This window comes from Pseudomonas anuradhapurensis (assembly GCF_014269225.2).
GTDB lineage: Bacteria > Pseudomonadota > Gammaproteobacteria > Pseudomonadales > Pseudomonadaceae > Aquipseudomonas > Aquipseudomonas anuradhapurensis.
Window position 1 is genome coordinate 4826293 of the sequence record NZ_CP077097.1, and the last position, 25519, is coordinate 4851811.

16 protein-coding genes are annotated in these 25519 nt (G+C 64.6%); 8 read left to right on the forward strand and 8 right to left on the reverse strand.

From position 1 onward, the window contains the following. Nucleotides 1–35 precede the first annotated feature (35 nt). The 8 genes from HU763_RS22125 to putP all read right to left on the reverse strand — a co-directional run bounded on the left by HU763_RS22125 (nt 36) and on the right by putP (nt 9775). On the reverse strand, nt 36–809 hold the full coding sequence (locus tag HU763_RS22125; protein ID WP_170033082.1) for a glycosyltransferase family 2 protein: 774 nt from the start codon (nt 807–809) through the stop codon (nt 36–38). 59 nt (nt 810–868) lie between these two features. Further along, entirely contained in the window at nt 869–1825 is a 957-nt protein-coding gene (locus HU763_RS22130; RefSeq protein WP_170033084.1) for a glycosyltransferase family protein, read from the reverse strand. A gap of 46 nt (nt 1826–1871) precedes the next feature. Further along, entirely contained in the window at nt 1872–3275 is a 1404-nt protein-coding gene (locus HU763_RS22135) for a PIG-L deacetylase family protein (protein ID WP_186684401.1), read from the reverse strand. Further along, nucleotides 3272–4168 carry an antimicrobial resistance protein Mig-14 gene (locus HU763_RS22140; protein WP_186684399.1) on the reverse strand — a complete coding sequence of 299 codons (897 nt, stop codon included), beginning with the start codon at nt 4166–4168 and terminating at the stop codon, nt 3272–3274. The genes HU763_RS22135 and HU763_RS22140 overlap by 4 nt, the downstream gene beginning before the upstream one ends. After that, nucleotides 4168–5298: a glycosyltransferase gene (locus tag HU763_RS22145; RefSeq protein WP_186684397.1), complete on the reverse strand. Its 1131-nt coding sequence runs from the start codon at nt 5296–5298 to the stop codon at nt 4168–4170. The genes HU763_RS22140 and HU763_RS22145 overlap by 1 nt, the downstream gene beginning before the upstream one ends. After that, nucleotides 5282–7039, reverse strand: coding sequence for a carbamoyltransferase family protein (locus HU763_RS22150; protein WP_186684395.1), 1758 nt, complete (start codon nt 7037–7039; stop codon nt 5282–5284). Before HU763_RS22150 ends, HU763_RS22145 begins: the two co-directional genes overlap by 17 nt. Before the next feature lie 235 nt (nt 7040–7274). Continuing rightward, entirely contained in the window at nt 7275–8111 is an 837-nt protein-coding gene (locus HU763_RS22155) for a 23S rRNA (adenine(2030)-N(6))-methyltransferase RlmJ (RefSeq protein WP_186684393.1), read from the reverse strand. Nucleotides 8112–8296: 185 nt separating this feature from the next. After that, complete coding sequence (gene putP / locus HU763_RS22160) at nt 8297–9775, reverse strand: sodium/proline symporter PutP (protein ID WP_186684391.1); 1479 nt, start codon at nt 9773–9775, stop codon at nt 8297–8299. A 357-nt stretch (nt 9776–10132) separates the two neighbouring features. On the opposite strand from putP, the gene putA reads away from it, so the two are divergent. The 8 genes from putA (at nt 10133) to yccS (ending at nt 25509) form a co-directional block, all read left to right on the forward strand. Further along, nucleotides 10133–14086, forward strand: coding sequence for a trifunctional transcriptional regulator/proline dehydrogenase/L-glutamate gamma-semialdehyde dehydrogenase (gene putA, locus HU763_RS22165; RefSeq protein WP_186684389.1), 3954 nt, complete (start codon nt 10133–10135; stop codon nt 14084–14086). A 251-nt stretch (nt 14087–14337) separates the two neighbouring features. Beyond that, the gene (locus HU763_RS22170; protein ID WP_186684386.1) at nt 14338–16140 is read left to right on the forward strand and encodes an acyl-CoA dehydrogenase; all 1803 of its coding nucleotides are present in this window, start codon (nt 14338–14340) and stop codon (nt 16138–16140) included. 31 nt (nt 16141–16171) lie between these two features. Continuing rightward, a complete protein-coding gene (locus HU763_RS22175; protein WP_186684384.1) occupies nt 16172–17617 on the forward strand; it encodes a TldD/PmbA family protein in 1446 nt (481 codons plus the stop codon). After that, a complete protein-coding gene (locus HU763_RS22180) occupies nt 17614–18933 on the forward strand; it encodes a TldD/PmbA family protein (RefSeq protein ID WP_186684382.1) in 1320 nt (439 codons plus the stop codon). The genes HU763_RS22175 and HU763_RS22180 overlap by 4 nt, the downstream gene beginning before the upstream one ends. 127 nt (nt 18934–19060) lie before the next feature. Next, the gene (gene mdtD, locus HU763_RS22185; RefSeq protein WP_170033108.1) at nt 19061–20488 is read left to right on the forward strand and encodes a multidrug transporter subunit MdtD; all 1428 of its coding nucleotides are present in this window, start codon (nt 19061–19063) and stop codon (nt 20486–20488) included. Nucleotides 20489–20600: 112 nt separating this feature from the next. Continuing rightward, nucleotides 20601–21938: an ATP-dependent RNA helicase DbpA gene (gene dbpA / locus HU763_RS22190; RefSeq protein ID WP_234454573.1), complete on the forward strand. Its 1338-nt coding sequence runs from the start codon at nt 20601–20603 to the stop codon at nt 21936–21938. A 122-nt stretch (nt 21939–22060) separates the two neighbouring features. Further along, nucleotides 22061–23242, forward strand: coding sequence for a BaiN/RdsA family NAD(P)/FAD-dependent oxidoreductase (locus HU763_RS22195; protein WP_186684378.1), 1182 nt, complete (start codon nt 22061–22063; stop codon nt 23240–23242). A gap of 83 nt (nt 23243–23325) precedes the next feature. Next, nucleotides 23326–25509: a YccS family putative transporter gene (yccS, locus tag HU763_RS22200; RefSeq protein ID WP_186684377.1), complete on the forward strand. Its 2184-nt coding sequence runs from the start codon at nt 23326–23328 to the stop codon at nt 25507–25509. Nucleotides 25510–25519: the final 10 nt, after the last annotated feature.

Below are 25519 nucleotides of genomic sequence, written 5' to 3' on the forward strand. Positions count from 1 at the left end.
GTCCTCTCCCGCTCATGTTAGGTGGGACAGCGACATCATTGAACCAGGAGGCTGATACCTACCCCAATCAAGGCACCCGCAACCAGCGTCAATGCCAGTTTCATCCGATCACGTTGACGGCGCCTGGCCTTGCGTTCCACTTCAACGGGCAAGGTCACGTGGTTACCCCATCCGGTGTGCAGCACCGCATCACCTTCCAGGGTCACGGCAGACAGGTTCAGTTCCGCGTAACGACGGGAAAGGGCCTTCTCCCCGGAATAGGCGGCATACGGCGCGCAGCGCTGGTAATCGCTCAACCGGCGCAAGCCCGGGTTGAGCGAAAATGCCTGCCATTCGGCCTTGTCGGAGAGCAGCGGGTAGCAGGGTACGCCGCCGATCGACAAGCGCTCGCCCAGACGAATGTAGGGGCTGTGCACGGCCAGATCGTGGGCATGGCTGCGCAGCCATACTTGCAGGATGTCCGGACGGAGCTCAAGAACGGCGCGGGAATCTTCGACGAAACCCTGGCGATAGAAATGCCAGTCGTCCTCGCAATGGAAGATATAGGGCGTCCTGACGTGGCTGTAGGCCAGGTCGATAGACGGCAGTTGGCCAAGTTTTGGCTGGTTCACGAACACCTTGCAGTGCGGTTTCCAGTGCTCCGGCACAGCGCCATGCACGGCTTCGTCACCAGAATCTTCAGTGATGAAGACCTCACGAATCGGCGCGGTGTTGCAACGGTCGAAACTCTCAAGGGTATCTTTGAGCAGATCGAACCGCCCACAGCTAGTCACGACAAGCGTGACATCACTCTCATTTGAAAAGCGCACCGGACTCCCTCCACGTAGCGACTGTCGATTTTCGCTGTCTAGGACCGAAAAATGTTCGGTTAGATCCCCAGCGTCAGGCGCAACCGCTGCCATGCAGACAACGGCGGGTGAGGCCTGAGCGCCGGACGCATATGGTCGACGATGCTACGTCCAACTGCGGCGAAACTAAAACGGGAAACCGCCAGATGGCGGCCATTTTCAGCAATCCGCCGGGCCAGTTCAGGTTCCGCGCGCAAGCGGCGGAGCTTTTCCTGCAAGGTCGGAATGCTGTCATAGAACACCACGTTGTGCATGTCCTGCAGGCCCAGCGCGCGGTTCTCTTGCTCGCCCTGGTCATATGCCAGCAACACACAGCCACAGGCCATGGCTTCGAAGTTCTTGATCATGTATTCGCCCATGCCGACGTCGGCACTGACGAAGAAGCGGATGCGGTTGAGCGTGTTGCAGTAGTCCTCACCCGACTTGGTGCGGGTCACCACCAGGTTCTCGACCCGGCCCAGCTCGTCCAGCAACGCCTTGCGGCCGCTGTAGGCCACGCTGTTGGTGCTGCCGACAAAGGCCAGTTCGATGTCACGCTCACGCCCCTGGTCACTCAGCAACTGCTCGTCGTAGCCCTTGGGCACGAACACGGCATCGAAACCTTCCTGGCGCAGGCGCTCGCTGACCATGTAGCCAGAGCTGATCACTCGCGCCCATGGCAGCTTACGGTAGTGCGCACTGAACTTGCCGGTGTATTTGCACGGGATGTAGTTCTGGTAGGCGTCATGCTCGAGGATGACCAGGTTCGGCACCGTGCGGATGAACGCCGCCTGGCGAATCTCCTGCTTGAAACGCAGGAAGAACACGATGCGGTCATAGCGCTCGACCTGCACTTCCCGCTTGAAATAGCGGCGCAGGTTGCGCTGGTCTTCGCTGGTCAGCCAGCGCAGGTCGCATTCGCAGTTGGCCGCGACGCCATCGTACAGGCGGTCAAGAATCGCCCGCTGTTCCTTCTGCACCAGAAATAGGACTTTCATTGCTTTCCTTGGGCGCTCTGCGCCATCGCGGTCAACCATGGGGAAGCTACAGCTCACGCCGCCAGAACAGTTCATGTCGGCGCACGGCCTTGCGGAAGAATTCGTTCTCCCCATAAGGCGATGGCCGCCGCCCGGCCAGCCAGCGTTGCAACAAGCGGCGCACACGGCGCTTGAACGGCGCTGGCGGCTGCAGGTCGTGCATCATGCCCAAGGCCATGGCCTTGTCACGCTGGGTCGGCAGGTCCAGCACCAGGCTGCAGGGTGCCCAGGCCTGATCAGTGCGCAACTGCGGTGGCAAGGCAACGCCATCGCCACTGTTGCCCATCGGCCAGCGGTCGTTGTCATGCAGGTGGTTGGCGTAGCAAAGCACGGTTTGCGGCTGCCAGGCCAGGCCTTGCAAGGCCTCCAGCACTGCCGCCTGGGCGCAGATGTGGTCAGGGTGCGGGTCGAGCTGCGGGTGTGGCATCACCAGCACCTGCGGCCTGGCCATTTCCAGCACGGCCCGCAGGTCGGCCAGCAGGTTTTGCCAGGTCGGTGCACCATCAGCGTCGGCCGGCAGCGGGAACGGGTTGAACTGGCGGAATACACGGACATCGGCGAGCTCGGCCTCACGAGAGGCAACCGGCTGGTCTGGCGCGGCCTGCATGGCAGGCAGTTGCAGGCAGAAATAGCCCAGTTGCACGCAACGCGACTGCGGCACACCGGCCCAGCGTGGCACGGCGATACTGTCCCAGGCCCGCAGACGGCCCTTCAATCGCGCAGCCTCGGCCTTGGCCAGGCCCATCTGCTGGTAGTGCTCAGCCTCGATTTCACCGGCGGTCAGTGTCACCACCCAAGCTTCGTCGGCCTGGCTGTAGAGACCGTAAGCGGCCAGCTCGGCATCATCGGCATGCGGCGCGATCACCATGACCCGACGCCGTTGCAGTTCGACCGGCGGGGTTATCCACAGGCGCGGCTGGCCTTGCAACCGGCAATGACGGCCACGCAGGCGCAACGAACCGGCTTGCAGGGGCGCGGCCAGGCCGCTCAGGTTGAGAAAGCGCAGGCCATCGACACCGCGCTCGAAAGTTTGCCGGTCGTCCTGCCCGGTAGCCAGCAGTTCGACCCACGGGTCGAAGAAGCGCCCCAGCCAGGTGCTTTTCACGTGCAATTCGAGGACCAAGGTTTCGTTGCCCTGCAGCGCGCAATCGGCCTTGAGCAGGCCAGCGTCCAGGCTGGCGGCAACCGCCCGGGCCTGATCGCCGAAGTCGTAGGCGTAATCCTCGCCAGGCGCATAGAACAGATGGTCGGCAAACCAGGCTTCATGACCCGCCCACAACAGCGGCAACAGCAGCAGCGGTAGCCACCACCAGGTGAACGCGCCCAGCGCAACCAGCGCGACCAGGCCCACCAGCAAGCCCAGGCGCTTGTTGCGCCGATGGCGCTTGAGCAACTGCTGCTTGCGGCTCACGCCTGATACACCGGCACTGGGTTGCACCAGCGGTCCTTGTATTCGCGATCGGCACGGCCGAACGAGAACCGCAGCGGCTTGTTGCGCGCACGGGCGTCCTCCCAGGCGGCCTGGGTATTGAGGAAGCTCAGTACGCTGCCAGGGCTGAAGGCCTTGGTTTCCGGGTCGACGCCACCATTGATGTACTCCACGCTGAGCCACTCCGGCGCTTCGACACGGTATACCAGCTGGATCGCAATCGGCTTGCCGTCCAGCAGCAGCACCGCGCCGATCAGCAGCTCGTGCAGGCGTTCCAGTACGTCAGCCATGCGCTCGGCACCGGTGGCCGGGAAGCCCCAGCGGCGCTGGAACAGCTCGCAGTACATGCTGGCAATTTCCTGCGCGGTGAAGTCGCTGATCGGGCGCACCACGCCGCCCGCCTCCTCCAGCAGGCGCAGCTCGCGGCGCTGGTTGTAGCGGAACTTCTTCGACAGGTCTTCCGGGGCGCGAGCCATGGCCAGCTGTTCCTTCTGCACCTTCAGGCCACTGAAACGACCCTGGTTCAGTTCGGACAGGTAGCGCGCCGCATGGCGCAACGGCGCCGCGGCATCGGCCGCCGCCGGCAGGATGATCTCGGCATTGCCCAGGTCGAACAGGGCTTTCTTGCCGGCACGCTTGAGCACCTCCTTGGACAGCGCCAGGTGGCGCCCCCAGGTCGGGATGGCAGCCCTCAGCTCGCCGGCCTGGTACCAGCCGAGATAACGCACCGGGATCTGCGCTAGGTCGGCCAACTGTTCGACGACCCGCGGATGGGTGGCGACACTGCCGCCAAAGCGCGCCCATGCCTCGGCGTAGGCCGTGGCGTCGATGGCTTGCCAACCGCGCTCGCGGAAAGCCTGGATACGGTTGAGCATCAGGCCTTCCCTACCAGTGAGCGGACCTGTGGCAGTTGCCAGAAGGCCTCGCGCACCGCCTGGTCGGAGAAACGCTCACGCAGGCGCTGCAGCATGTGTTCGGCACAGGCCTGGCGCTGCGCCACATCGAGCACGGCCAGGTGCTTGAGGCCTTGGGCCAGCTGCCCGGCATCGCCGAGCGGGAACAGCACGCCAACCCCTTCGACCACTTCGCGCGCACCGCCACAGGCCGTGGCCAGCACTGGAACACCGGCAACCATGGCCTCGAGCAGGACCATGCCGAACGGCTCATGGTCGGAACTGAGGGCGAACACGTCGAACGCCTGGAAATAACGGCGCGCGTCCGGCACCTGGCCAAGGAAATCGACCTGCCCGGCAATGCCCAGCTCGGCGGCCAGCGCCTTGAGCCTGGCCTCCAGGCGGCCCTTGCCGAGGATCGCCAGGCGTGCGCCAGTCGGCAGCCCCGGCAGCGCTTCGGCAAAGCCACGCAACAGGGTGGCCTGGTCCTTGTCCGGGTGCAGGCGCCCGACATTGCCGACAATCCACGCCTGCGCATCCAGGCCCAGGGCCTGGCGAGCCTCGGCGCGCGGCGCCAGGGCCGCTTGCAGGGCGTCGATATCGATGCGGTTGTACAAGGTCTGGATACGCTCTGCCGGCCACTGCGGCAGACAGCGGCGCATGTCATCACGCACGGCGTCCGACACCCCGAGCAGGCTCAAGCGCTTGCTGAACAGGTTGGCGAACAGCCGGCGGCCCTTGCGCTGATAGTCGCCGAAGGCATGGTGCACGCCAATCACCGGCAGGCTGGTACCGAGCAGCGCCACATAGATCGGCTTGAAACGATGGGCAATGCAGAAGGCGAAGTTGCGCTCGGCCGCTATCCGCCGCAACGCGCGGATAGCGCCGAGCTTCAGGCCACGCACGGCCTTGGAGCTGAACTCGAGGAACAGTACCTCGTCCGACGCACAGCCGGCCGCCACTTGCGGGTCGGCAGCACCGGTGAGGAACACCGTGGTCACCTGGTAGCCATGCCCCTGGAACAGGCTGGCGTATTGACGGGCACAGTCCAGGAACGGCCCGTCATAGCCATGGCAGAATTGCAGGATGCGCGGTTCAGAGCGGCTGGTCATACGCGGCCGCACCGTCCTTCACAACCAGGATGTCTTCCATGATCAGGTACTGCAGGTCCGAGCCGAAGAACATGTTCAAGGCGTCGGTCGGCGAGCAGATCATCGGTTCACCACGGCGGTTCAGCGAGGTGTTGAGCGACACGCCGTTGCCAGTGAGGTCTTCCAACGCCTTCATCATGTCATAGTAGCGCGGGTTGTATTCGCGCTTGAGCACCTGGGCCCGCGACGTGCCATCCTCGTGAACGACTTCCGGTACGCGGGTCTTCCACTCTTCAGCCACTTCGAAGGTGAAGGTCATGAATGGTGCCGGGTGGTCGACCTTGATCATCTGCGGGGCGACGGTGTCGAGCATCGACGGGCAGAAAGGTCTCCAGCGCTCGCGGAACTTGATCTGCTCGTTGATGCGGTCGGCCACGCCCGGCACGCTCGGGCAACCGATGATCGAACGGCCACCCAGGGCACGCGGACCGAACTCCATACGGCCCTGGAACCAGGCTACCGGGTTGCCATCGACCATGATCCGGGCGATGCGCTGCGGCATGTCGTCGAGCTTGCGCCACTTCGGCGCGTTCGGATGACGGGCACAGGCGGCGATCACGTCTTCGTTGGAGTACGACGGGCCGAGGTAGACGTGTTCCATCTTCTCGACCGGCACGCCACGGGCGTGGGAAACGTAGGCGGCAGCGCCCACGGCAGTACCGGCGTCACCAGAGGCCGGCTGCACGAACAGTTCCTTCACATCGGAACGGGCGATGATCTTCTGGTTGAGCTTGACGTTCAGCGCGCAGCCGCCAGCGAAGGCCAGCTTGCCGGTTTCCCGCAGGGTGTCGCCCAGGTAATGGTCGATCATCTGCAGGGCGATTTTCTCGAACAGCGCCTGCATGCTGGCCGCGTAATGGATGTAGGGCTCGTCGGCGATGTCGCCTTCGCGCTTGGGGCCCAGCCATTCGATCAGCTTCGGCGAGAAGTAGAAGCCCTTGCCCTTCTCTTTATAGCGGCGCAGGCCGATCACGTTGGCGTACTCGGTGTTGATCACCAGTTCGCCGTTTTCGAAGCTGGCCAGGCGCGAGAAGTCGTACTTGCTGGCATCGCCATACGGCGCCATGCCCATGACCTTGAACTCGCCGTCGAGCATCTCGAAGCCGAGGAACTCGGTGATTGCCCCGTACAGGCCACCCAGCGAATCCGGATCGAAGAATTCCTTGATCTTGTGGATCTTGCCGTTTTCGCCGTAGCCAAAGAAGGTGGTGGCGTACTCGCCTTTACCGTCGATGCCGAGGATCGCGGTCTTTTCCTTGAAGCCCGAGCAGTGGTAGGCGCTGGAGGCGTGGGCCAGGTGGTGCTCGACCGGCTCGATCTTGACCTTTTTCGGGTCGAAGCCCAGCTGCTCCAGGCACCAGACGATCTTCTTGCGGTAGCGCTTGTAGCGGCGGTTGCCCATCAGGATGGCGTCGAGGGCCCGGTCCGGGGCGTACCAGTAACGCTTGGCGTAGTGCCAGCGTGCCTTGCCGAACAGGCTGATCGGGGCAAACGGGATGGCTACCACGTCGACATCGGATGGCTTGATGCCGGCCTGCTCCAGGCAGAACTTCGCCGACTCGTAGGGCATGCGGTTCTTCGCATGCTTGTCACGCACGAAGCGCTCTTCTTCGGCGGCGGCAACCAGCTTGCCGTCAATGTACAGGGCCGCGGAAGGGTCATGGCTAAGGGCGCCGGACAGGCCAAGAATCGTCAATGCCAAGGGATCAGCCTCTTCATTCGGTAGAAATGCGCCAGCGGCCCATTGGGCGGGTGGCGGCTAAAGGGCGGGATTATAACGCAAACATCACGAACTGCGCGGTCGTTGTAGGAGCGGCCTTGTGTCGCGAATGGGCCGTAAAGCGGCCCCAGGTTTTCAGCTTCGCAGCAAAAACTGCCAGGGCCGCTTTGCGGCCCATCGCGACACGAGGCCGCGCCTACAGGGATCGCGGTGCAGCCTACTCGGCGATCAGCCAGTCCATGCGGAAGCTGCCGGCGGTCTGCGCCAGCTCCTTGGCCAGCCATGGCAGCAGCTCGCGCAGTTCTTCCTCCAGGCCCCACGGCGGGTTGGCGATGGCCAGGCCGGAACCATTGAGGCCCTGCGGGCTGTCCTGGTGGTGCACGTACAGCTCGACCCGTAGCAGTTTCGGTGCGCCGGTGCTGGTCAGGTCCTGGTAGAAACGGGTCAGCGAGCGCTGGTCCTTGATCGGATACCAAATGGCCGCGACCGTCTGGCGCATGCGGCTGATCGCTTCTTTCATCGCCGTGGTGCAGCGCTTCAGCTCATCAGCCTGTTCGAACGGCGGGTCGACCAGCATGATCGCGCGCTTTTCCTGCACCGGCAGCAGGGCGCGCGGCACATGCCAACCTTCGCCCAGGTGCACGACCACGCGCGGGTCCTTCTTCATGTTGTCCTTGAGCAGCGGCCCGTCCTCAGGGTGCTTCTCGTTGAGCAGGGCGCGGTCCTGCTGGCGCATCAGGCGGCGGGCCAGCTCGGGCGAACCAGGGTAATAGCGCAGCTCGCCATCAGCATTCAGGCGCTTGATGATGCGCAGGTAGTCAGCAGCCATGGCCGGCAGGTCATCGCGATTCCACAGGCGGGCCACCCCTTCCAGGTATTCACCGGTGCGGGTTGCCTGGTCACCTTGCAGGTCGTACAAGCCGAGCCCTGCGTGGGTATCGATGTAGGCGAACGGCTGCTCCTTGCGCGACATCAGGGCGATGAGGCGGGTCAGCACGATGTGCTTGAGGACGTCGGCGTGGTTGCCGGCGTGGAAGGCGTGACGATAATTCATGGCAACTCCTGCGGGGGTGGCAAGTTTACCTTGCCTTGCAGGCGGAGTCAGGCCTGACTGTCGATCGGCGGGGGCTGCTTCGCGGGCTTGCCCGCTCCCACACGGCCTGCACAGATCTCAAATGCTGTGGAGTTCCTGTGGGAGCGGGCAGGCCCGCGAAGCAGGCGCCGCCGATTCAACCGGTATTACTTGTCAGCGTGATACGCCGCATCAGCCGTTTCGAAGCGCTGTACCATCGCTTTCGAAGGGCTGCCCAGCTTGCTCACCAAGACGATGGCGATACTGGCGAACAGGAAGCCCGGGATGATCTCGTACAGCCCGAGGGTGTCGAAGTGCTTCCACAGGATCACGGTCAGCGCACCGACCACGATACCGGCCAGCGCGCCGTTACGGGTCATGCCTTTCCACAGCACCGAAATCAGCACCACCGGGCCGAATGCGGCACCGAAACCGGCCCAGGCGTAGGCCACCAGGCCCAGCACGCGGTTTTCCGGGTTGGCGGCCATGGCGATGGCGATCAGGGCCACGGCCAGCACCATCAGGCGACCGACCCACACCAGCTCGACCTGCGAAGCGTTCTTGCGCAGGAAGGCCTTGTAGAAGTCCTCGGTCAGGGCGCTGGAGCACACCAGCAGCTGGCAGCTCAGGGTACTCATGACGGCGGCCAGGATGGCCGACAGCAGCACACCGGCGACCCACGGGTTGAACAGGATCTTGGCCAACTCGATGAACACACGCTCGTGGTTCTCGGTGACCGGGCCAGCCAGATCAGGGTGAGCCGAGAAGTAGGCGATGCCGAAGAAGCCTACGGCACAGGTACCGGCCAGGCACAGGATCATCCAGGTCATGGAGATGCGACGAGCTTTGGCGATCGACTTCACCGAATCGGCGGCCATGAAGCGCGCCAGGATGTGCGGCTGGCCGAAGTAGCCCAGCCCCCAACCCATCAGCGAAATGATGCCGATGAAGGTCGCGCCCTTGAACATGTCGAAGTGAGCCGGGTTCACCGCCTCGATAGCGGCGAAGGTCTGATCGAAGCCGCCGGTGGAAATCAGCACGATAACCGGGGTGAGGATCAGCGCGAAGATCATCAGCGATGCCTGCACGGTATCGGTCCAGCTCACCGCCAGGAAGCCACCAATGAAGGTGTAGGCAATGGTCGCCGCCGCACCGGCCCACAGGGCGGTTTCGTAGGACATGCCAAAGGTGCTTTCGAACAGGCGGGCACCGGCAACGATGCCGGAAGCGCAATAGATGGTGAAGAACACCAGGATCACGATGGCCGAAATGATCCGCAGCAGGCCGCTGTGGTCTTCGAAACGGCTGGAGAAGTAGTCCGGCAGGGTCAGTGCATCGCCGTTGTGCTCGGTCTGCACGCGCAGGCGGCCAGCGACGAACAGCCAGTTCAGGTAGGCGCCGACGGTCAGGCCGATGGCAATCCAGGCTTCGGACAAACCGGCGAAGTAGATGGCGCCTGGCAGGCCCATCAGCAGCCAGCCGCTCATGTCGGAAGCACCGGCGGAGAGCGCGGTAACCACGCTGCCCAGGCTGCGACCGCCAAGGATGTAGTCGGAAAGGTTCTTGGTGGAGCGATAGGCCGCGAAGCCGATCAGCACCATTGCCGCGATGTAGATCACGAACGTGATCGTTAGTGGGTTGCCCATATGTGTGCCCTGGCGTTTGTTTTTATCTCATGCACAACCGCAGCCATGGCGGTTGCACCCAGGCGGCGAATGCTATGCAACAACGCGAAGCGGGTGCAACCATTTTTCACCTGCAAGTTGCACCTGCCAGCGCATTTTCCGATAAAGCCCGTTTTTTGCTCCTTTTTGGAGCAATGAGGGCGTTTTTCAGAATAAAACGCACCGAAAACACGCCTTTTCAGCGGGCACGGCCGAGCAGCTGACGAGTTGCACCTTTTTCATCGAAAATTAGGGTTGCACCTGGTTGCACCCGAATTGTCCTACAGCTACTCTTGGCGCCAGCTTAGGCCACAGCCGTGGCAATAACGAGGATAAGAAATGGCGACGACCACCCTTGGGGTCAAACTCGATGACCCGACCCGTGAGCGACTCAAGGCAGCTGCGCAGTCCATCGACCGCACGCCGCACTGGTTGATCAAGCAAGCGATCTTCAACTACCTGGAGAAGCTCGAGGGTGGTGCCACCCTGACCGAACTCAACGGTCACGCCAGCAACCTGGCCGACGACGCCGGCGAAATCCAGCCCGACCACAGCCACCAGTGCTTCCTCGAGTTCGCCGAGAGCATCCTGCCGCAGTCGGTGCTGCGCTCGGCGATTACCGCCGCCTACCGCCGCCCCGAACAGGAAGTGGTGCCGATGCTGCTGGAGCAGGCTCGCCTGAGCGCCCCGCTGGCCGAGGCGACCAACAAGATGGCCGCCGGCCTTGCGGAAAAACTGCGTAACCAGAAGAGCGCCGGTGGCCGTGCCGGTATCGTCCAGGGCCTGCTGCAGGAGTTCTCGCTGTCGTCCCAGGAAGGCGTGGCACTGATGTGCCTGGCCGAAGCCCTGCTGCGCATCCCCGACAAGGGCACCCGTGACGCGCTGATCCGCGACAAGATCAGCACCGGCAACTGGCAGCCACACCTGGGCAACAGCCCGTCGTTGTTTGTCAACGCCGCCACCTGGGGGCTGCTGCTGACCGGCAAGCTGGTCTCCACCCACAACGAATCCGGCCTCACTGCCTCGCTCACCCGTATTATCGGCAAGAGCGGCGAGCCGATGATCCGCAAGGGCGTCGACATGGCCATGCGCCTGATGGGCGAGCAGTTCGTCACTGGCGAAACCATCGCCGAAGCCCTGGCCAACGCCAGCCGCTTCGAGTCCAAGGGCTTCCGCTATTCCTACGACATGCTCGGCGAAGCCGCACTGACCGAGCATGACGCGCAGAAGTACCTGGCGTCCTACGAGCAGGCCATCCACTCGATCGGCAAGGCCTCCCATGGCCGTGGCATCTATGAAGGCCCGGGCATCTCGATCAAGCTGTCGGCCCTGCACCCGCGCTACAGCCGCGCCCAGTACGAGCGCGTGATGGAAGAGCTGTACCCGCGCCTGCTGTCGCTGACCCTGCTGGCCAAGCAGTACGACATCGGCCTGAACATCGACGCCGAGGAAGCCGACCGCCTGGAGCTGTCGCTCGACCTGCTCGAGCGCCTGTGCTTCGAACCTTCGCTGGCCGGCTGGAACGGTATCGGCTTCGTCATCCAGGCCTACCAGAAGCGCTGCCCTTACGTGATCGACTATGTCATCGACCTGGCCAAGCGCAGCCGCCACCGCCTGATGATTCGCCTGGTAAAAGGCGCCTACTGGGACAGCGAGATCAAGCGCGCCCAGGTCGAAGGCCTGGAAGGCTACCCGGTCTACACCCGCAAGGTGTACACCGACGTGTCCTACGTGGCCTGCGCCCGCAAGCTGCTGGCCGTGCCTGAAGCCATCTACCCGCAGTTCGCCACCCACAACGCCCACACCCTGTCGGCCATCTATCACATTGCCGGGCAGAACTACTACCCGGGCCAGTACGAGTTCCAGTGCCTGCACGGCATGGGCGAGCCGCTGTACGAGCAGGTGGTCGGCAAGATTTCCGAAGGCAAGCTGAACCGCCCGTGCCGTGTCTATGCACCGGTCGGCACCCACGAAACGCTGCTGGCCTACCTGGTGCGTCGCCTGCTGGAAAACGGCGCCAACACTTCGTTCGTCAACCGCATCGCCGACCATTCGATCTCCATCCAGGAGCTGGTCGCCGACCCGGTCGCCAGCATCGAGCGCATGGGCACCCAGGAAGGCAGCATCGGCCTGCCGCACCCGCGCATCCCGCTGCCGCGTGAGCTATATGGCAGCGAGCGGGCCAACTCGGCCGGCATCGACATGGCCAACGAACACCGCCTGGCGTCGCTGTCCTGCGCCATGCTGGCCACTGCCCACAACGACTGGAAAGCCGCCCCGCTGCTGGCCTGCGCCGCCAGCGAGAGCGCTGCCGTCGCCGTGCTGAACCCGGCGGACCACCGCGACGTGGTCGGCCATGTGCAGGAAGCCACTGTCGCCGACGTCGACAACGCCATCCAGTGCGCATTGAATGCCGCACCGATCTGGCAGGCCACCCCGCCAGCCGAACGTGCTGCCATCCTGGAACGCACCGCCGACCTGATGGAAGCCGAGATTCAGCCGCTGATGGGCCTGCTCATCCGCGAAGCCGGCAAGACCTTCGCCAACGCCATTGCCGAAGTGCGTGAAGCGGTAGACTTCCTGCGCTACTACGCGGTGCAGGCACGCAACGACTTCAGCAACGACGCCCACCGCCCACTGGGCCCGGTGGTGTGCATCAGCCCGTGGAACTTCCCGCTGGCGATCTTCACCGGCCAGGTGGCCGCGGCCCTGGCCGCCGGTAACCCGGTGCTGGCCAAGCCGGCCGAGCAGACCCCGCTGATCGCCGCCCAGGCCGTGCGCCTGCTGCTGGAAGCCGGCATTCCGGAAGGCGTGCTGCAACTGCTGCCAGGCCGCGGCGAAACCGTCGGTGCCGGCCTGGTCGGTGACGAGCGCGTCAAGGGCGTGATGTTCACCGGTTCCACCGAAGTCGCCCGCCTGCTGCAGCGCAACGTCGCCGGCCGCCTGGACAACCAAGGCCGACCAATCCCGCTGATCGCCGAAACCGGTGGCCAGAACGCGATGATCGTCGACTCCTCGGCGCTGACCGAGCAGGTGGTGATCGACGTGGTGTCCTCGGCCTTCGACAGTGCCGGCCAGCGTTGCTCGGCACTGCGCGTGCTGTGCCTGCAGGAAGACTCCGCCGACCGCGTGATCGAAATGCTCAAGGGCGCCATGGCCGAAAGCCGCCTGGGTAGCCCGGACCGCCTGGCCGTGGACATCGGCCCGGTGATCGACGCCGAAGCCAAGGCCGGCATCGAGAAGCACATCCAGGGCATGCGCGAGAAAGGCCGCCCGGTCTACCAGGTGGCGATTGCCGATGCTGCCGAGATCAAGCGCGGTACCTTCGTCATGCCGACCCTGATCGAACTGGAAAGCTTCGACGAACTGAAGCGTGAGATTTTCGGCCCGGTGCTGCACGTGGTGCGCTACAACCGCCGCAATCTGGACCAGCTGATCGAGCAGATCAACAACTCCGGTTACGGCCTGACCCTCGGCGTGCACACCCGCATCGACGAGACCATCGCCAAGGTGGTGGAAACCGCCAAAGCCGGCAACATGTACGTCAACCGCAACATTGTCGGTGCCGTAGTTGGCGTGCAGCCGTTCGGTGGTGAAGGCCTGTCCGGCACCGGCCCGAAAGCCGGCGGCCCGCTGTACCTGTACCGCCTGCTCTCGACCCGCCCGGCGGACGCGATCGGCCGCCACTTCCAGCAGCAGGACGGCGAAGGCAAGCCGGACCGCAGCCTGCACGAGCAGCTGATCAGGCCGTTGCACGGTCTGAAAGCCTGGGCCGAGAGCAACCAGCATGCCGACCTGAGCGCGCTGTGCAGCCAGTTTGCCAGCCAGTCGCAGAGCGGCATCGCCCGCCTGCTGCCAGGCCCGACCGGCGAGCGCAACAGCTATACCATCCTGCCGCGTGAGCACGTGCTGTGCCTGGCTGACAACGAAGCCGACCTGCTGGCGCAGTTCGCCGCAGTGCTGGCTGTAGGTAGCTCGGCGGTGTGGGTAGACGGCGAACCTGGCAAGGCCCTGCGCGCTCGCCTGCCGAAAGAGCTGCAGGCCAAGGTCAAGCTGGTGGCGGACTGGAGCAAGGACGAAGTGGCGTTCGACGCCGTGATCCACCATGGCGACTCGGACCAGCTGCGCGGCGTGTGCCAGCAGGTGGCCAAGCGTGCCGGGGCGATCGTCGGTGTACACGGGCTGTCCAGCGGGGATCATCAGATTGCGCTGGAACGCCTGGTGATCGAGCGGGCGGTAAGTGTGAACACTGCGGCGGCGGGTGGTAACGCCAGCCTGATGACCATTGGCTGATGGCTGAGGGTTGTTGAAGAAAAAAGGAGAGCCTCGGCTCTCCTTTTTTATACGCGCATGTCTTGAGATCTTTTGCGCCCATGAGATCGAGCGCCGCGCGGGCGGCGCTCGATCTCAAAAGCGCCAAAAGACTGAAGGCGAGAGCCTGAATGCCCAACCCATTTCTAAACCGACATCACCCAAACCTATTAACCTCCCCCACCCCACCCTATCCGCCTAGACTCGCAGCATTCCGCCTCAGGACCGCGACCATGCCCGAGACCCTGCTCAGCCCCCGCAACCTGGCCTTCGAGCTCTACGAAGTGCTCGACGCCGAAGCCCTGACCCAGCGCCCGCGCTTTGCCGAGCACAGCCGCGAAACCTTCGATGCGGCGCTCACCACCGCCCGCACCATCGCCGAAAGGTTCTTCGCCCCGCACAACCGCAAAGCCGATGAAAACGAGCCGCGCTATGTGGACGGCCGCGCCGAACTGATCCCGGAAGTGAAACCCGCCATCGACGCCTTCCTCGAAGCCGGCTTTCTCAACGCCAACCGCGACTTCGAGGTCGGCGGCATGCAGTTGCCCAGCCTGGTCTCACAGGCCTGCTTCGCCCACTTCCAAGCCGCCAACGCAGGCACCACGGCCTACCCGTTCCTGACCATGGGCGCAGCCAACCTGATCGAAAGCTTCGGCAGTGAAGAACAGAAGCGCCTGTTCCTGCAGCCAATGATCGAGGGCCGTTACTTCGGCACCATGGCCCTGACCGAACCTCATGCCGGCTCTTCGCTTGCCGATATCCGCACCCGTGCCGAGCCTGCCGGTGACGGCAGCTACCGGCTCAAGGGCAACAAGATCTTCATTTCCGGCGGCGACCACGAACTGTCGGAAAACATCGTGCACATGGTGCTGGCCAAGTTGCCGGACGCCCCGCCCGGGGTGAAAGGCATCTCGCTGTTCATCGTGCCGAAGTACCTGGTCAACCCGGACGGCAGGCGCGGCCCACGCAACGACGTGCTGCTGGCCGGGCTGTTCCACAAGATGGGCTGGCGTGGCACCACCTCCACCGCGCTGAACTTCGGCGACAACGGCCAGTGCGTCGGCTACCTGGTCGGCCAGCCGCACCAGGGCCTGGCCTGCATGTTCCAGATGATGAACGAAGCACGCATCGGCGTTGGCATGGGCGCAGTGATGCTCGGCTACGCAGGTTACCTGTACTCGCTGGAATATGCCCGCCAGCGGCCGCAGGGCCGGCTACCGGACAACAAGGACCCGCACAGCCCGGCGGTGCCGATTGTCGAGCACACGGATGTGAAACGCATGCTGCTGGCACAAAAGACCTATGTAGAGGGCTCCTTCGACCTGGGCCTGTACGCCGCACGCCTGTTCGACGACAGCCATACCGCCGCCGATGAAAGCGCCCGTAGACAAGCGCAAGAGCTGCTCGACCTGCTGACCCCGATCGTCAAGTCCTGGCCTTCGACGTTTTGCCTCAAGGCCAACGAACTGGCGATCCAGATTCTTGGCGGCCACGGCTACACCCGGGAATACCCGGTGGAGCAGTACTATCGCGACAACCGCCTGAACCCCATCCACGAAGGCACCGAGGGCATCCAGTCGCTTGACCTGCTGGGCCGCAAGCTGGCACAGCACAACGGTGCTGGGCTCAAGCAACTGATCCGCCTGATCGCCGCCACCGGCGAGCGCGCCAGCCATCACCCCAACCTCGACCCACTGCGCCAGCCACTTGAGCAACTGGTCAACCGCCTGCAAGCGGTAACCCTGACCCTGCTCGGCGACCTGGCCCAGGGCAAGGTCACCAATGCGTTGGCCAACTCGGCGCTATACCTCAAGGCCTTCGGCCATTGCGTGATCGGTTGGCGCTGGCTGGAGCAGGCGATCCACGCCGAACTCGGGTTGATGAAAGACAACCCCACCGACCGCGACTTCTACCTCGGCAAGCTACAGGCCGCGCGTTATTTCCTGACCTGGGAAGTACCAGGCTGCCATAATGAGCTGGCATTGCTCGAGGCACGCGACGATACCTGCCTCGCCATGCAAGACGGGTGGTTCTAGGGGGAGCCACCGTGTACACGGAGGCTTCCGAATGTTCGATTCCAGCGCCCTGCTGCGCCAGCGCTTTGCCGCGCTGCGCAGTACGGCCGAGTTGTTTTCCCTGCGTCATGTGAAACAGTCGCACCAGGCCCTGTCGGTACGCCGCAATGTCGCAGAGCCACCGCTGTTCAGCCAGGACGAAGGCGCCATGCTCACCGTGCGGATCAACGGCGTGGAAGCCTATGCCGCTACCGCCGACCTGTCCCAGGCCGGCCTGCAACGCGCGCTGGAGCAAGCCGAGGCACTGGCCCGGCAGATCGCCCGGCACAGCCTGCTGGACCTGCGCGGGCAGGCAGTGACCAGTGCCCATCATGACCACGTTTCGCCCAACTTCGACCAGCCTGTGCCCTCCCTTGCCGACTGCCTTGGCCTGCTCGCGGCAGAATCGGCCAGCGTGCCCAAGGACAGCCGCCTGGTGGACTGGCAAGCCAGCCTGGGCATGAGCCTGGTCGAGCAGACCTACCTGAATTCGGCCGGCGCGCAACTGCGCCATGCTCAACGCTTCCTGTTCCCCGGCGTCGGGGTCACCGCCAGCGACGGCCAGGACAGTCAGAGCCGCAGCCTGGGCCGTGACAACTTCGGCCAGCAGGGCGGCTTCGAGGTCATCGAGCGCTGCGGCCTGGTGGGTGCCGCCCGCCGGGTGGCAGACGAGGCGCTGCAACTGCTGCTGGCGCCGAACACCCCCAGCGGCCCGCGCGACCTGCTGTTGATGCCGGACCAGATGATGCTGCAGATTCACGAATCGATCGGCCACCCGCTGGAGATGGACCGCATCCTCGGCGACGAGCGCAACTACGCCGGCACCAGCTTCGTCAAAACCAGCGATTTCGGCCACCTGCAATACGGCTCCAGCCTGCTGAACGTGACCTTCGACCCAACCATCGGCGAAGAGCTGGCCAGCTACAGCTTCGATGACGACGGGACCCCGGCCAGCAAGCAGTTCCTGATCCGCGACGGCCTGTTGCTGCGCCCGTTGGGCGGTGCGCTGTCGCAGTTCCGCTCCGGCCTCGACGGCGTGGCCAACAGCCGCGCCTGCGGCTGGAACCGTGCGCCGATCGACCGCATGGCCAACCTCAACATCGAGCCGGGGGACAAGTCGCTGAGCCAGCTGATCGAAGGTATCGAGCACGGCATCCTGATGCGCACCAACCGCTCCTGGTCCATCGACGACGCCCGCAACAAATTCCAGTTCGGCTGCGAATGGGGTCAGCTGATCGAAGAGGGCCAACTCAAGGGCATCGTCAAGAACCCCAACTACCGCGGCATTTCCGCGCATTTCTGGCGTAACCTGGCGGCGGTCGGTGATCGCAGCACCTTCCAGGTGCTGGGTACACCCAATTGCGGCAAGGGCGAACCCAACCAGGTGGTACGGGTTGGTCACGCCTCGCCAGCCTGCGTGTTCCGCCAGATCGATGTATTCGGAGGAGACGCCTCGTGAAGAACGCTTTCGAAACCTTGGTCGCGGCGCTGAACAAAGCCTTGCAGACGGGCGAGCAGTTCACCCTCGGCTACAGTGCCGAGCAGTCGCAGTTCGTACGCTTCAATCACGCCAAGGTGCGCCAGGCCGGCGAAGTGAGCCAGGCCAGTGCGCAACTGCGCCTGATCCGCGAGGGCCGTCAGGCGGAGCAACAGGTGACCTTGAGTGGTGACCCGCTACTCGATAGCCAGCGCCTGGACACTGCCCTTGAACAACTGCGCCAGACCTTGCCGCTGTTGGCCGTCGACCCATACCTGCGCCTGGACCAAAGCGCCTGGCACAGCCACAGCCAGCAGCAACAGCCGCTGCCCGAACTGCATGAAGTACTGGCCCTGCTCGAGCGCGAAGCCGGCGACCTGGACTTGGTCGGCATCTATGCCGCCGGCCCCATCTGCCGGGGCTTCGCCAGCTCGTTCGGGGCCTTTGGCTGGCACCAGGCCAACAGCTTCAACTTTGACTGGAGCCTGTTCCACGAAAACGCCGAGGCGGTGAAGGCCAACTACGCAGGGCAGCTGTGGCGTGCTGACGACTTCACCACGCGCCTGCGCCAGGCACGAGAACAACTGGGCTTCCTCGGCCGCCCGGCAGTTACCCTGGAGCCTGGCAGCTACCGCGCCTACCTGGCCCCGGCGGCGATGGACGAGATCGCTGGCATGTTGTGCTGGGGCGGCTTTTCTGCGCAGGCCCTGGCCACCGGCAACAGCGCCTTGCAGCGCCTCTACAACGGCGATGCGCGGCTGAGCCCGCTGGTGAGTTTCAGCGAGCAGGTCAGCGGCTCACTGAGCCCGGCGTTCTCCGATGAAGGCTCGCCGCGCCTGGACGTGCCGTTGATCCAGCAAGGCGAGGCACGGCAGCGGCTGGTCAGCGCACGCAGCTCGGCCGAATTCGAGCTGCTGGCCAATGGCGCCGACAGCTACGAATCGCCATGCGCGCTCAGCCTTGCACCAGGTGGCTTGCCCAACGAACAGGTGCTTGAGCGGCTCGGCACCGGGCTGTACATCAGCAACCTGTGGTACCTGAACTACTCGGACCTGCCGGCAGCGCGGATGACCGGGCTGACCCGCTTCGCCACTTTCTGGGTGGAGAACGGGCAGATCCAGGGGCCAGTACGCACCATGCGCTTCGATGACAGCCTGTACAGTCTGCTCGGTAGCCAACTGGAGGACCTGACCCGCGAGCGCGAGATGATCCTGTCGACCAGCACCTATGGGCAGCGCAGTACCGGGTCGAGTCATTTGCCGGGGGCGCTGGTCAAAGGCCTGACGCTGACATTGTGACTGGACTTGCCGGCCCTTTCGCGGCTAAAGCCGCTCCCACAGGATCTCCACCGCCCTTGAGTGTGGTGATACCCCTGTGGGAGCGGCTTCAGCCGCGAAGAGGCCGGCACTGACAAACGAGGAAGTCATGCCCGAACGCACCCCGCTGGACCCCGTTACCGCCCGCTGGATCCCCTGGGTGGTGGCCATCGCCTTCTTCATGCAGTCCCTGGACGGCACCATCCTCAATACCGCATTGCCGGCCATGGCCCGCTCGCTGGCCGAAGACCCGCTGCGCATGCAAGGCGTGATCGTCGCCTACATGCTCACCGTGGCCCTGCTGATCCCCGCCTCGGGCTGGATCGCCGACCGCTTCGGTACCAAGCGCATCTTCTTCAGCGCCATCCTGCTGTTCAGCTTCGGCTCGCTGCTGTGCGCAGCGGCCAACAGCCTCGGCTTCCTGATCTTCGCCCGGGTGGTGCAAGGCCTGGGCGGTGCGCTGATGCTGCCGGTCGGGCGCCTGGTAGTATTGCGCGCCTACCCACGCACCGAGCTGGTGCGCATCATGAGCTTCATCACCATTCCCGGCCTGCTCGGCCCGCTGCTGGGCCCGACGGTCGGCGGCTGGCTGGTGGAAATTCTCAGCTGGCACTGGATCTTCCTGCTCAACCTGCCCGTTGGCCTGGTCGGCTGCTATGCCGTGTGGAAGTTCATCCCCGACCTGCGCGGCGCCGAACGCACCACCTTCGACGGCCCGGGGTTCCTGCTGTTTGGCGCGGCGATGGTGCTGATTACCATCGCCATGGAGGGCCTGGGTGAACTGCACCTGCCACACCTGCGGGTGATGTTGCTGCTGTTCGCCGGCATGGCCTGCCTGGCGGCCTACTGGCTGCGCGCCGGGCGCGACCCGGAGCCCCTGTTCTCGCCCAGCCTGTTCCGCGTGCGCACCTTTGCCATCGGCATCCTCGGCAACCTGTTCGCCCGCCTGGGCAGTGGCGCCCTGCCGTTCCTGGTGCCGTTGCTGCTGCAGGTGGCGCTGGGCTACTCGCCGGCCCAGGCCGGCATGAGCATGATTCCGCTGGCTGCGGCGGCCATGCTCGCCAAGTCCATCGCCAGGCCGCTGATCGAACGCTTTGGCTACCGCATCATTCTTACCGGCAACACCTTGCTGCTGGGCGTGCTGCTGGCCAGCCTCGGCCTGGTCGATGAGCAAACCCCTTATGCCGTGTTGCTGCTGCAGCTCGGCCTGCTGGGAGCCGTGAACTCCATGCAGTTCACGGCGATGAACACGGTGACCCTGATCGACCTTGACGACGCCAGCGCCAGCAGCGGCAACAGCCTGCTGTCGGTGGTGGCGCAGCTGGCCTTGAGCCTGGGCGTGGCCTGCGCCGGCGCATTGCTTGGCGGTTTTACCGCTGCCGGCAGCGCCGAGGGTGTGGAAACCACCCTGGGAGCATTCCAGCTGACCTTCGTGACCATTGGCGTGATGGCCATGCTCGCGGCGGCGATCTTCCTGCAGCTGGCGCCGACGGACGGAAGGCGTGCCCGTCGTCCGGAACAACACATGGAGTCGTAGGGCGAATGGCCACGAGGCTGGTAGACTATGCGGCATTTTTCGCTTCGCAACGCAGGCCCGCCTCGTGACCACCGACTCCACCGCCTTTGCCTCCCTGCCGCTGTCCGCCGCCATGCTGGCCAACCTGGACGCCCTCGGCTATGCCTCGATGACGCCGATCCAGGCCGAGAGCCTGCCGGTCATCCTCAAGGGCCAGGACCTGATCGCCCAGGCCAAGACCGGCAGCGGCAAGACCGCCGCCTTCGGCATCGGCCTGCTCAACCCGATCAACCCGCGCTACTTTGGTTGCCAGGCGCTGGTGCTGTGCCCCACCCGCGAGCTTGCCGACCAGGTGGCCAAGGAGCTGCGCCGCCTGGCCCGCGCCGAGGACAACATCAAGATCCTGACCCTGTGCGGCGGCGTTTCGCTGGGCCCGCAGATCGCTTCGCTGGAGCATGGCGCGCACATCATCGTCGGCACTCCGGGGCGCATCCAGCAGCACCTGGACAAGGGCACCCTGGTGCTCGACGGCCTGAACACCCTGGTGCTGGATGAAGCCGACCGCATGCTCGACATGGGCTTCTTCGACGCCATCGCCAGCATCATCGGCAAGACCCCGTCGCGCCGCCAGACCTTGCTGTTCTCGGCCACCTACCCGGCCGGTATCAAGCAACTGGCCGCCGACTTCATGCGCAACCCGCAACAGGTAAAGGTCGAGAGCCTGCATACTGACAACCAGATCGAGCAGCGTTTCATCGAAATCGACCCGCAACAGCGCCTGGAGGCCGTCACCCGTGTGCTCGGCCACTACCGTCCGCAGTCCTGCGTGGCGTTCTGCTTCACCAAGCAGCAGTGCGAGGACGTGGTCGCCCACCTGACCGCCAAGGGCATCGTTGCCCAGGCCCTGCACGGCGACCTGGAGCAGCGCGACCGCGACCAGGTGCTGACCATGTTCGCCAACCGCAGCAGTTCGGTGCTGGTGGCCACCGACGTGGCTGCACGCGGCCTGGACATCGACGGCCTGGACATGGTCATCAACGTCGAGCTGGCGCGTGATGCGGAAATCCATGTGCACCGTGTGGGCCGTACTGGCCGTGCGGGCGAAAAAGGTATTGCGGTCAGCCTGGTGGCACCTGCCGAGGGCCACCGCGCCCAGGCCATCGAAGCGCTGCAGAAAAGCCCGCTGCGCTGGGACCAGCTGGACAGCCTGAAGAGCAAGGGCGGCGAGCCGCTGCTGCCGCTGATGAGCACCCTGTGCATCGCCGCCGGGCGCAAGGACAAGCTGCGCCCGGGCGACATCCTTGGCGCGCTGACCGGGGATGCCGGGATCCCGGGCAAGCAGGTGGGCAAGATTGCGATCTTCGACTTCCAGGCGTTCGTGGCCGTGGAGCGACCGCTGGCCAAGCAGGCGATGCAGCGTTTGAACAGCGGCAAGATCAAGGGGCGCTCGCTGAAAGTCCGCATTATCTAAAGCCAGGCAAGGTCCGTGTGGGAGCGGGTTTACCCGCGAATGCGATGGTGGCCCCACTGCCGCCTTCGCGGGTGAACCCGCTCCCACAGGGTTCTGTGTTTCTTTCTCATAAGGTTTACACCGTGTACTCCACCGACGTGATCATCCTCGGCGCCGGCGCCGCCGGCCTGATGTGCGCCCAGCTCAGCGCCCGCCGCGGCCGCCGGGTGCTGGTACTCGACCACGCCAACAAACCGGGCAAGAAGATCCTCATGTCCGGTGGCGGGCGCTGCAACTTCACCAACCTGTACACCGAACCCGGCAACTTCCTCTCGCACAACCCGCACTTCTGCAAGTCGGCGCTGGCCCGCTACACCCAGTGGGACTTCATCGAACTGGTGTGCAAGCACGGCGTGCCCTACCACGAGAAGAAGCTCGGCCAGCTGTTCTGCGACAACAAGGCCAGCGACATCCTCGACATGCTGCTGGCCGAATGCGACGAGGCCGGTGCCGAGATCCGCATGCACACCAGCATCGAACAGATCGAGAAGACCGAAGGCGGCTACCTGCTGCAGACCAGCAGCGGCCAGTTCGCCTGCCAGTCGCTGGTGATCGCCACCGGCGGCCTGTCGATCCCGACCCTGGGTGCCACCGGCTTCGGCTACCAGGTGGCGCGCCAATTCGGCCATACCCTGCTGCCGACCCGCGCCGGCCTGGTGCCATTCACCATCACCGAGCCCCAACTCAAGGCACTGTGCAGCGAGCTGTCCGGCACCTCGCTGGATTGCACCGCCAGCTGCAACGGCACCAGCTTCCGCGAGAACCTGCTGTTCACCCACCGCGGCCTGAGCGGCCCGGCGATCCTGCAGATCTCGTCGTTCTGGGAAGCCGGTGACACGGTCGAGATCAACCTGCTGCCCGACCGCGATGCGCTGGCCTGGCTGCAACAGATGCAGGCCGAACGCGCCAACGCCGAACTGAAGACCGTGCTGGGCGAGGTGTTCACCCGCAAGCTGGCCAACCTGCTGGCCGAGCAGTGGTTCGAGTCCAGGCCCATGAAGCAGTACACCCCGGCAGAACTGGCGCAGATCGCCGACAAGCTGGCGAACTGGCAGGTAGTACCGGCCGGCACCGAGGGCTACCGCACCGCCGAAGTGACCTTGGGTGGGGTGGACACCCGCGAAGTATCGTCCAAGACCATGGAGTCGCTGAAGAGCCCTGGCTTGTATTTCATCGGTGAAGTACTCGATGTCACCGGCCACCTGGGCGGTTTCAATTTCCAGTGGGCCTGGGCCTCCGCCAATGCCGCTGCGCAGTTCGTGTAGAGTAGAATCCATTCAGCAGCACGGAACGCTTCTTGCTGACCGTGCCGCCATGCATTCAATCGCTCACTGCCCAGCAGGCCATCATGTCATCGAGCTCGTTCCGTCAGTCACTGCGTCGCCTGTGGGGCCAAGACAAGTTCAGCTACAGCATCCGGGTCACCATCGCCCTCACCGGCAGCCTGGCCCTGTGCTGGTACCAGAACGAGATGGCCCTGCTGATCCCACTGTTCCTCGGCATCATCGCCAGCGCCCTGGCGGAAACCGATGACAGCTGGCAGGGCCGTCTCAGCGCCCTGGCCGTTACCCTGGTGTGTTTCGCGATCGCCGCGCTGGCAGTCGAGCTGCTGTTCCCCTACCCCTGGATCTTCGTCATCGCCCTGGCGGTCGCCGCCTTCAGCCTGACCATGCTCGGGGCGCTGGGCGAGCGCTACGGCGCCATCGCCTCGGCGACCTTGATCACATCGGTCTACACCATGATCGGTGTGGACCAGCGCGGCGGCCTGGTCACCGACTTCTGGCACGAACCGTTGCTGCTGGTGGCAGGTGCGGCCTGGTACGGGCTGCTGTCGGTGCTGTGGCAAGCGCTGTTTTCCAACCAGCCGGTGCAACAGAGCCTGGCCAAGCTGTTCTTCGAGCTGGGCAGCTACCTCAAGCTCAAGGCCAGCCTGTTCGAGCCCATCCGCACCCTCGATATCGAAGCGCGGCGCCTGGAGCTGGCCCAGCAGAACGGCAAGGTGGTGGCGGCCCTCAACACGGCCAAGGAAATCATCCTGCACCGGGTAGGCAACAGCCAGCCCAACTCCAAGGTCAGCCGCTACCTCAAGCTGTACTTCCTGGCGCAGGACATCCATGAGCGGGTCAGCGCCTCGCATTACCCGTACAATGCCCTGACCGAGGCGTTCTTCCACAGCGACGTGATGTTCCGCTGTCAACGCCTGCTGCGCAAACAGGGCTCGTCCTGCCAGGAGCTGGCCCGTTCGATCCGCCTGCGCCAGCCGTTCGTGCTGGCCAGCGGTTATCCCGAAGCCCTCGAGGACCTCAACGCCTCGCTGGAACACCTGCGCATCCAGAGCAACCCGGCGTGGCGCAGCCTGTTGCGCTCGCTGAGGGCGCTGGCGGCCAACCTGGCGACGCTGGACCGCCTGCTCAGTGCGGCCAGCAACCCGGACAGCCTGGCCGATGCCAGCGACAGCAGCCTGCTCGACCGCTCGCCACGTTCGCTGAAGGACGTGTGGACGCGCTTGCGCACCCAGCTGACCCCGACCTCACTGCTGTTCCGCCATGCCTTGCGCCTGCCGCTGGCATTGTCGATCGGCTATGGCATGGTGCACCTGATCCACCCGACCCAAGGCTACTGGATCATTCTCACCACCCTGTTCGTCTGCCAACCCAACTACGGTGCAACCCGGCGCAAGCTGGGGCAGCGGATAGTCGGTACCGCGTTCGGCCTTACCGTCGGCTGGGCGTTGTTCGACCTGTTCCCCAACCCGGTCGTGCAGTCGTTGTTCGCCGTGGTCGCCGGGGTGGTGTTCTTCGTCAACCGCACCACCCGCTATACCTTGGCCACGGCAGCCATCACCCTGATGGTGCTGTTCTGTTTCAACCAGATCGGCGATGGCTACGGCCTGTTCCTGCCACGCCTGTTCGATACCCTGGTGGGCAGCCTGATCGCCATTCTTGCGGTATTCCTGTTCCTGCCCGACTGGCAGGGGCGACGCTTGAACAAGGTGCTGGCCAATACCCTGACCTGCGCCAGCGTGTACCTGCGCCAGATCATGCAGCAGTACGCCCACGGCAAGCGCGACGACCTGGCCTACCGCCTGGCCCGGCGTAACGCCCACAACGCCGACGCGGCACTGTCCACCACCCTGGCCAACATGCTCATGGAGCCGGGGCACTTCCGCAAGGAAGCCGACGTCGGTTTCCGCTTCCTGGTACTGTCGCATACCTTGCTCAGCTACCTCTCCGGGCTGGGCGCGCACCGCGATACCGCCTTGCCGGCGGAGGTGCAGGAACAATTGATCGAAGGTGCCGGGCAAAGCCTGGCCAGCAGCCTGGACGAGATCGCCAATGGCCTGGCCGCGCGGTCGCCGGTGGCGATTCACAGTGATGCCGAAGAGGCGCTGGCCAATACCCTGGAGCAGATGCCGGAAGAGCTGGACGAGCACCAACGCCTGGTGCAGACGCAGCTGGCGTTGATCTGCCGGCAATTGGCACCCCTGCGGACCTTGGCAGCGCACCTGATCAAGGAAAGTGCGCCGGGCTGATTGTTGTGCG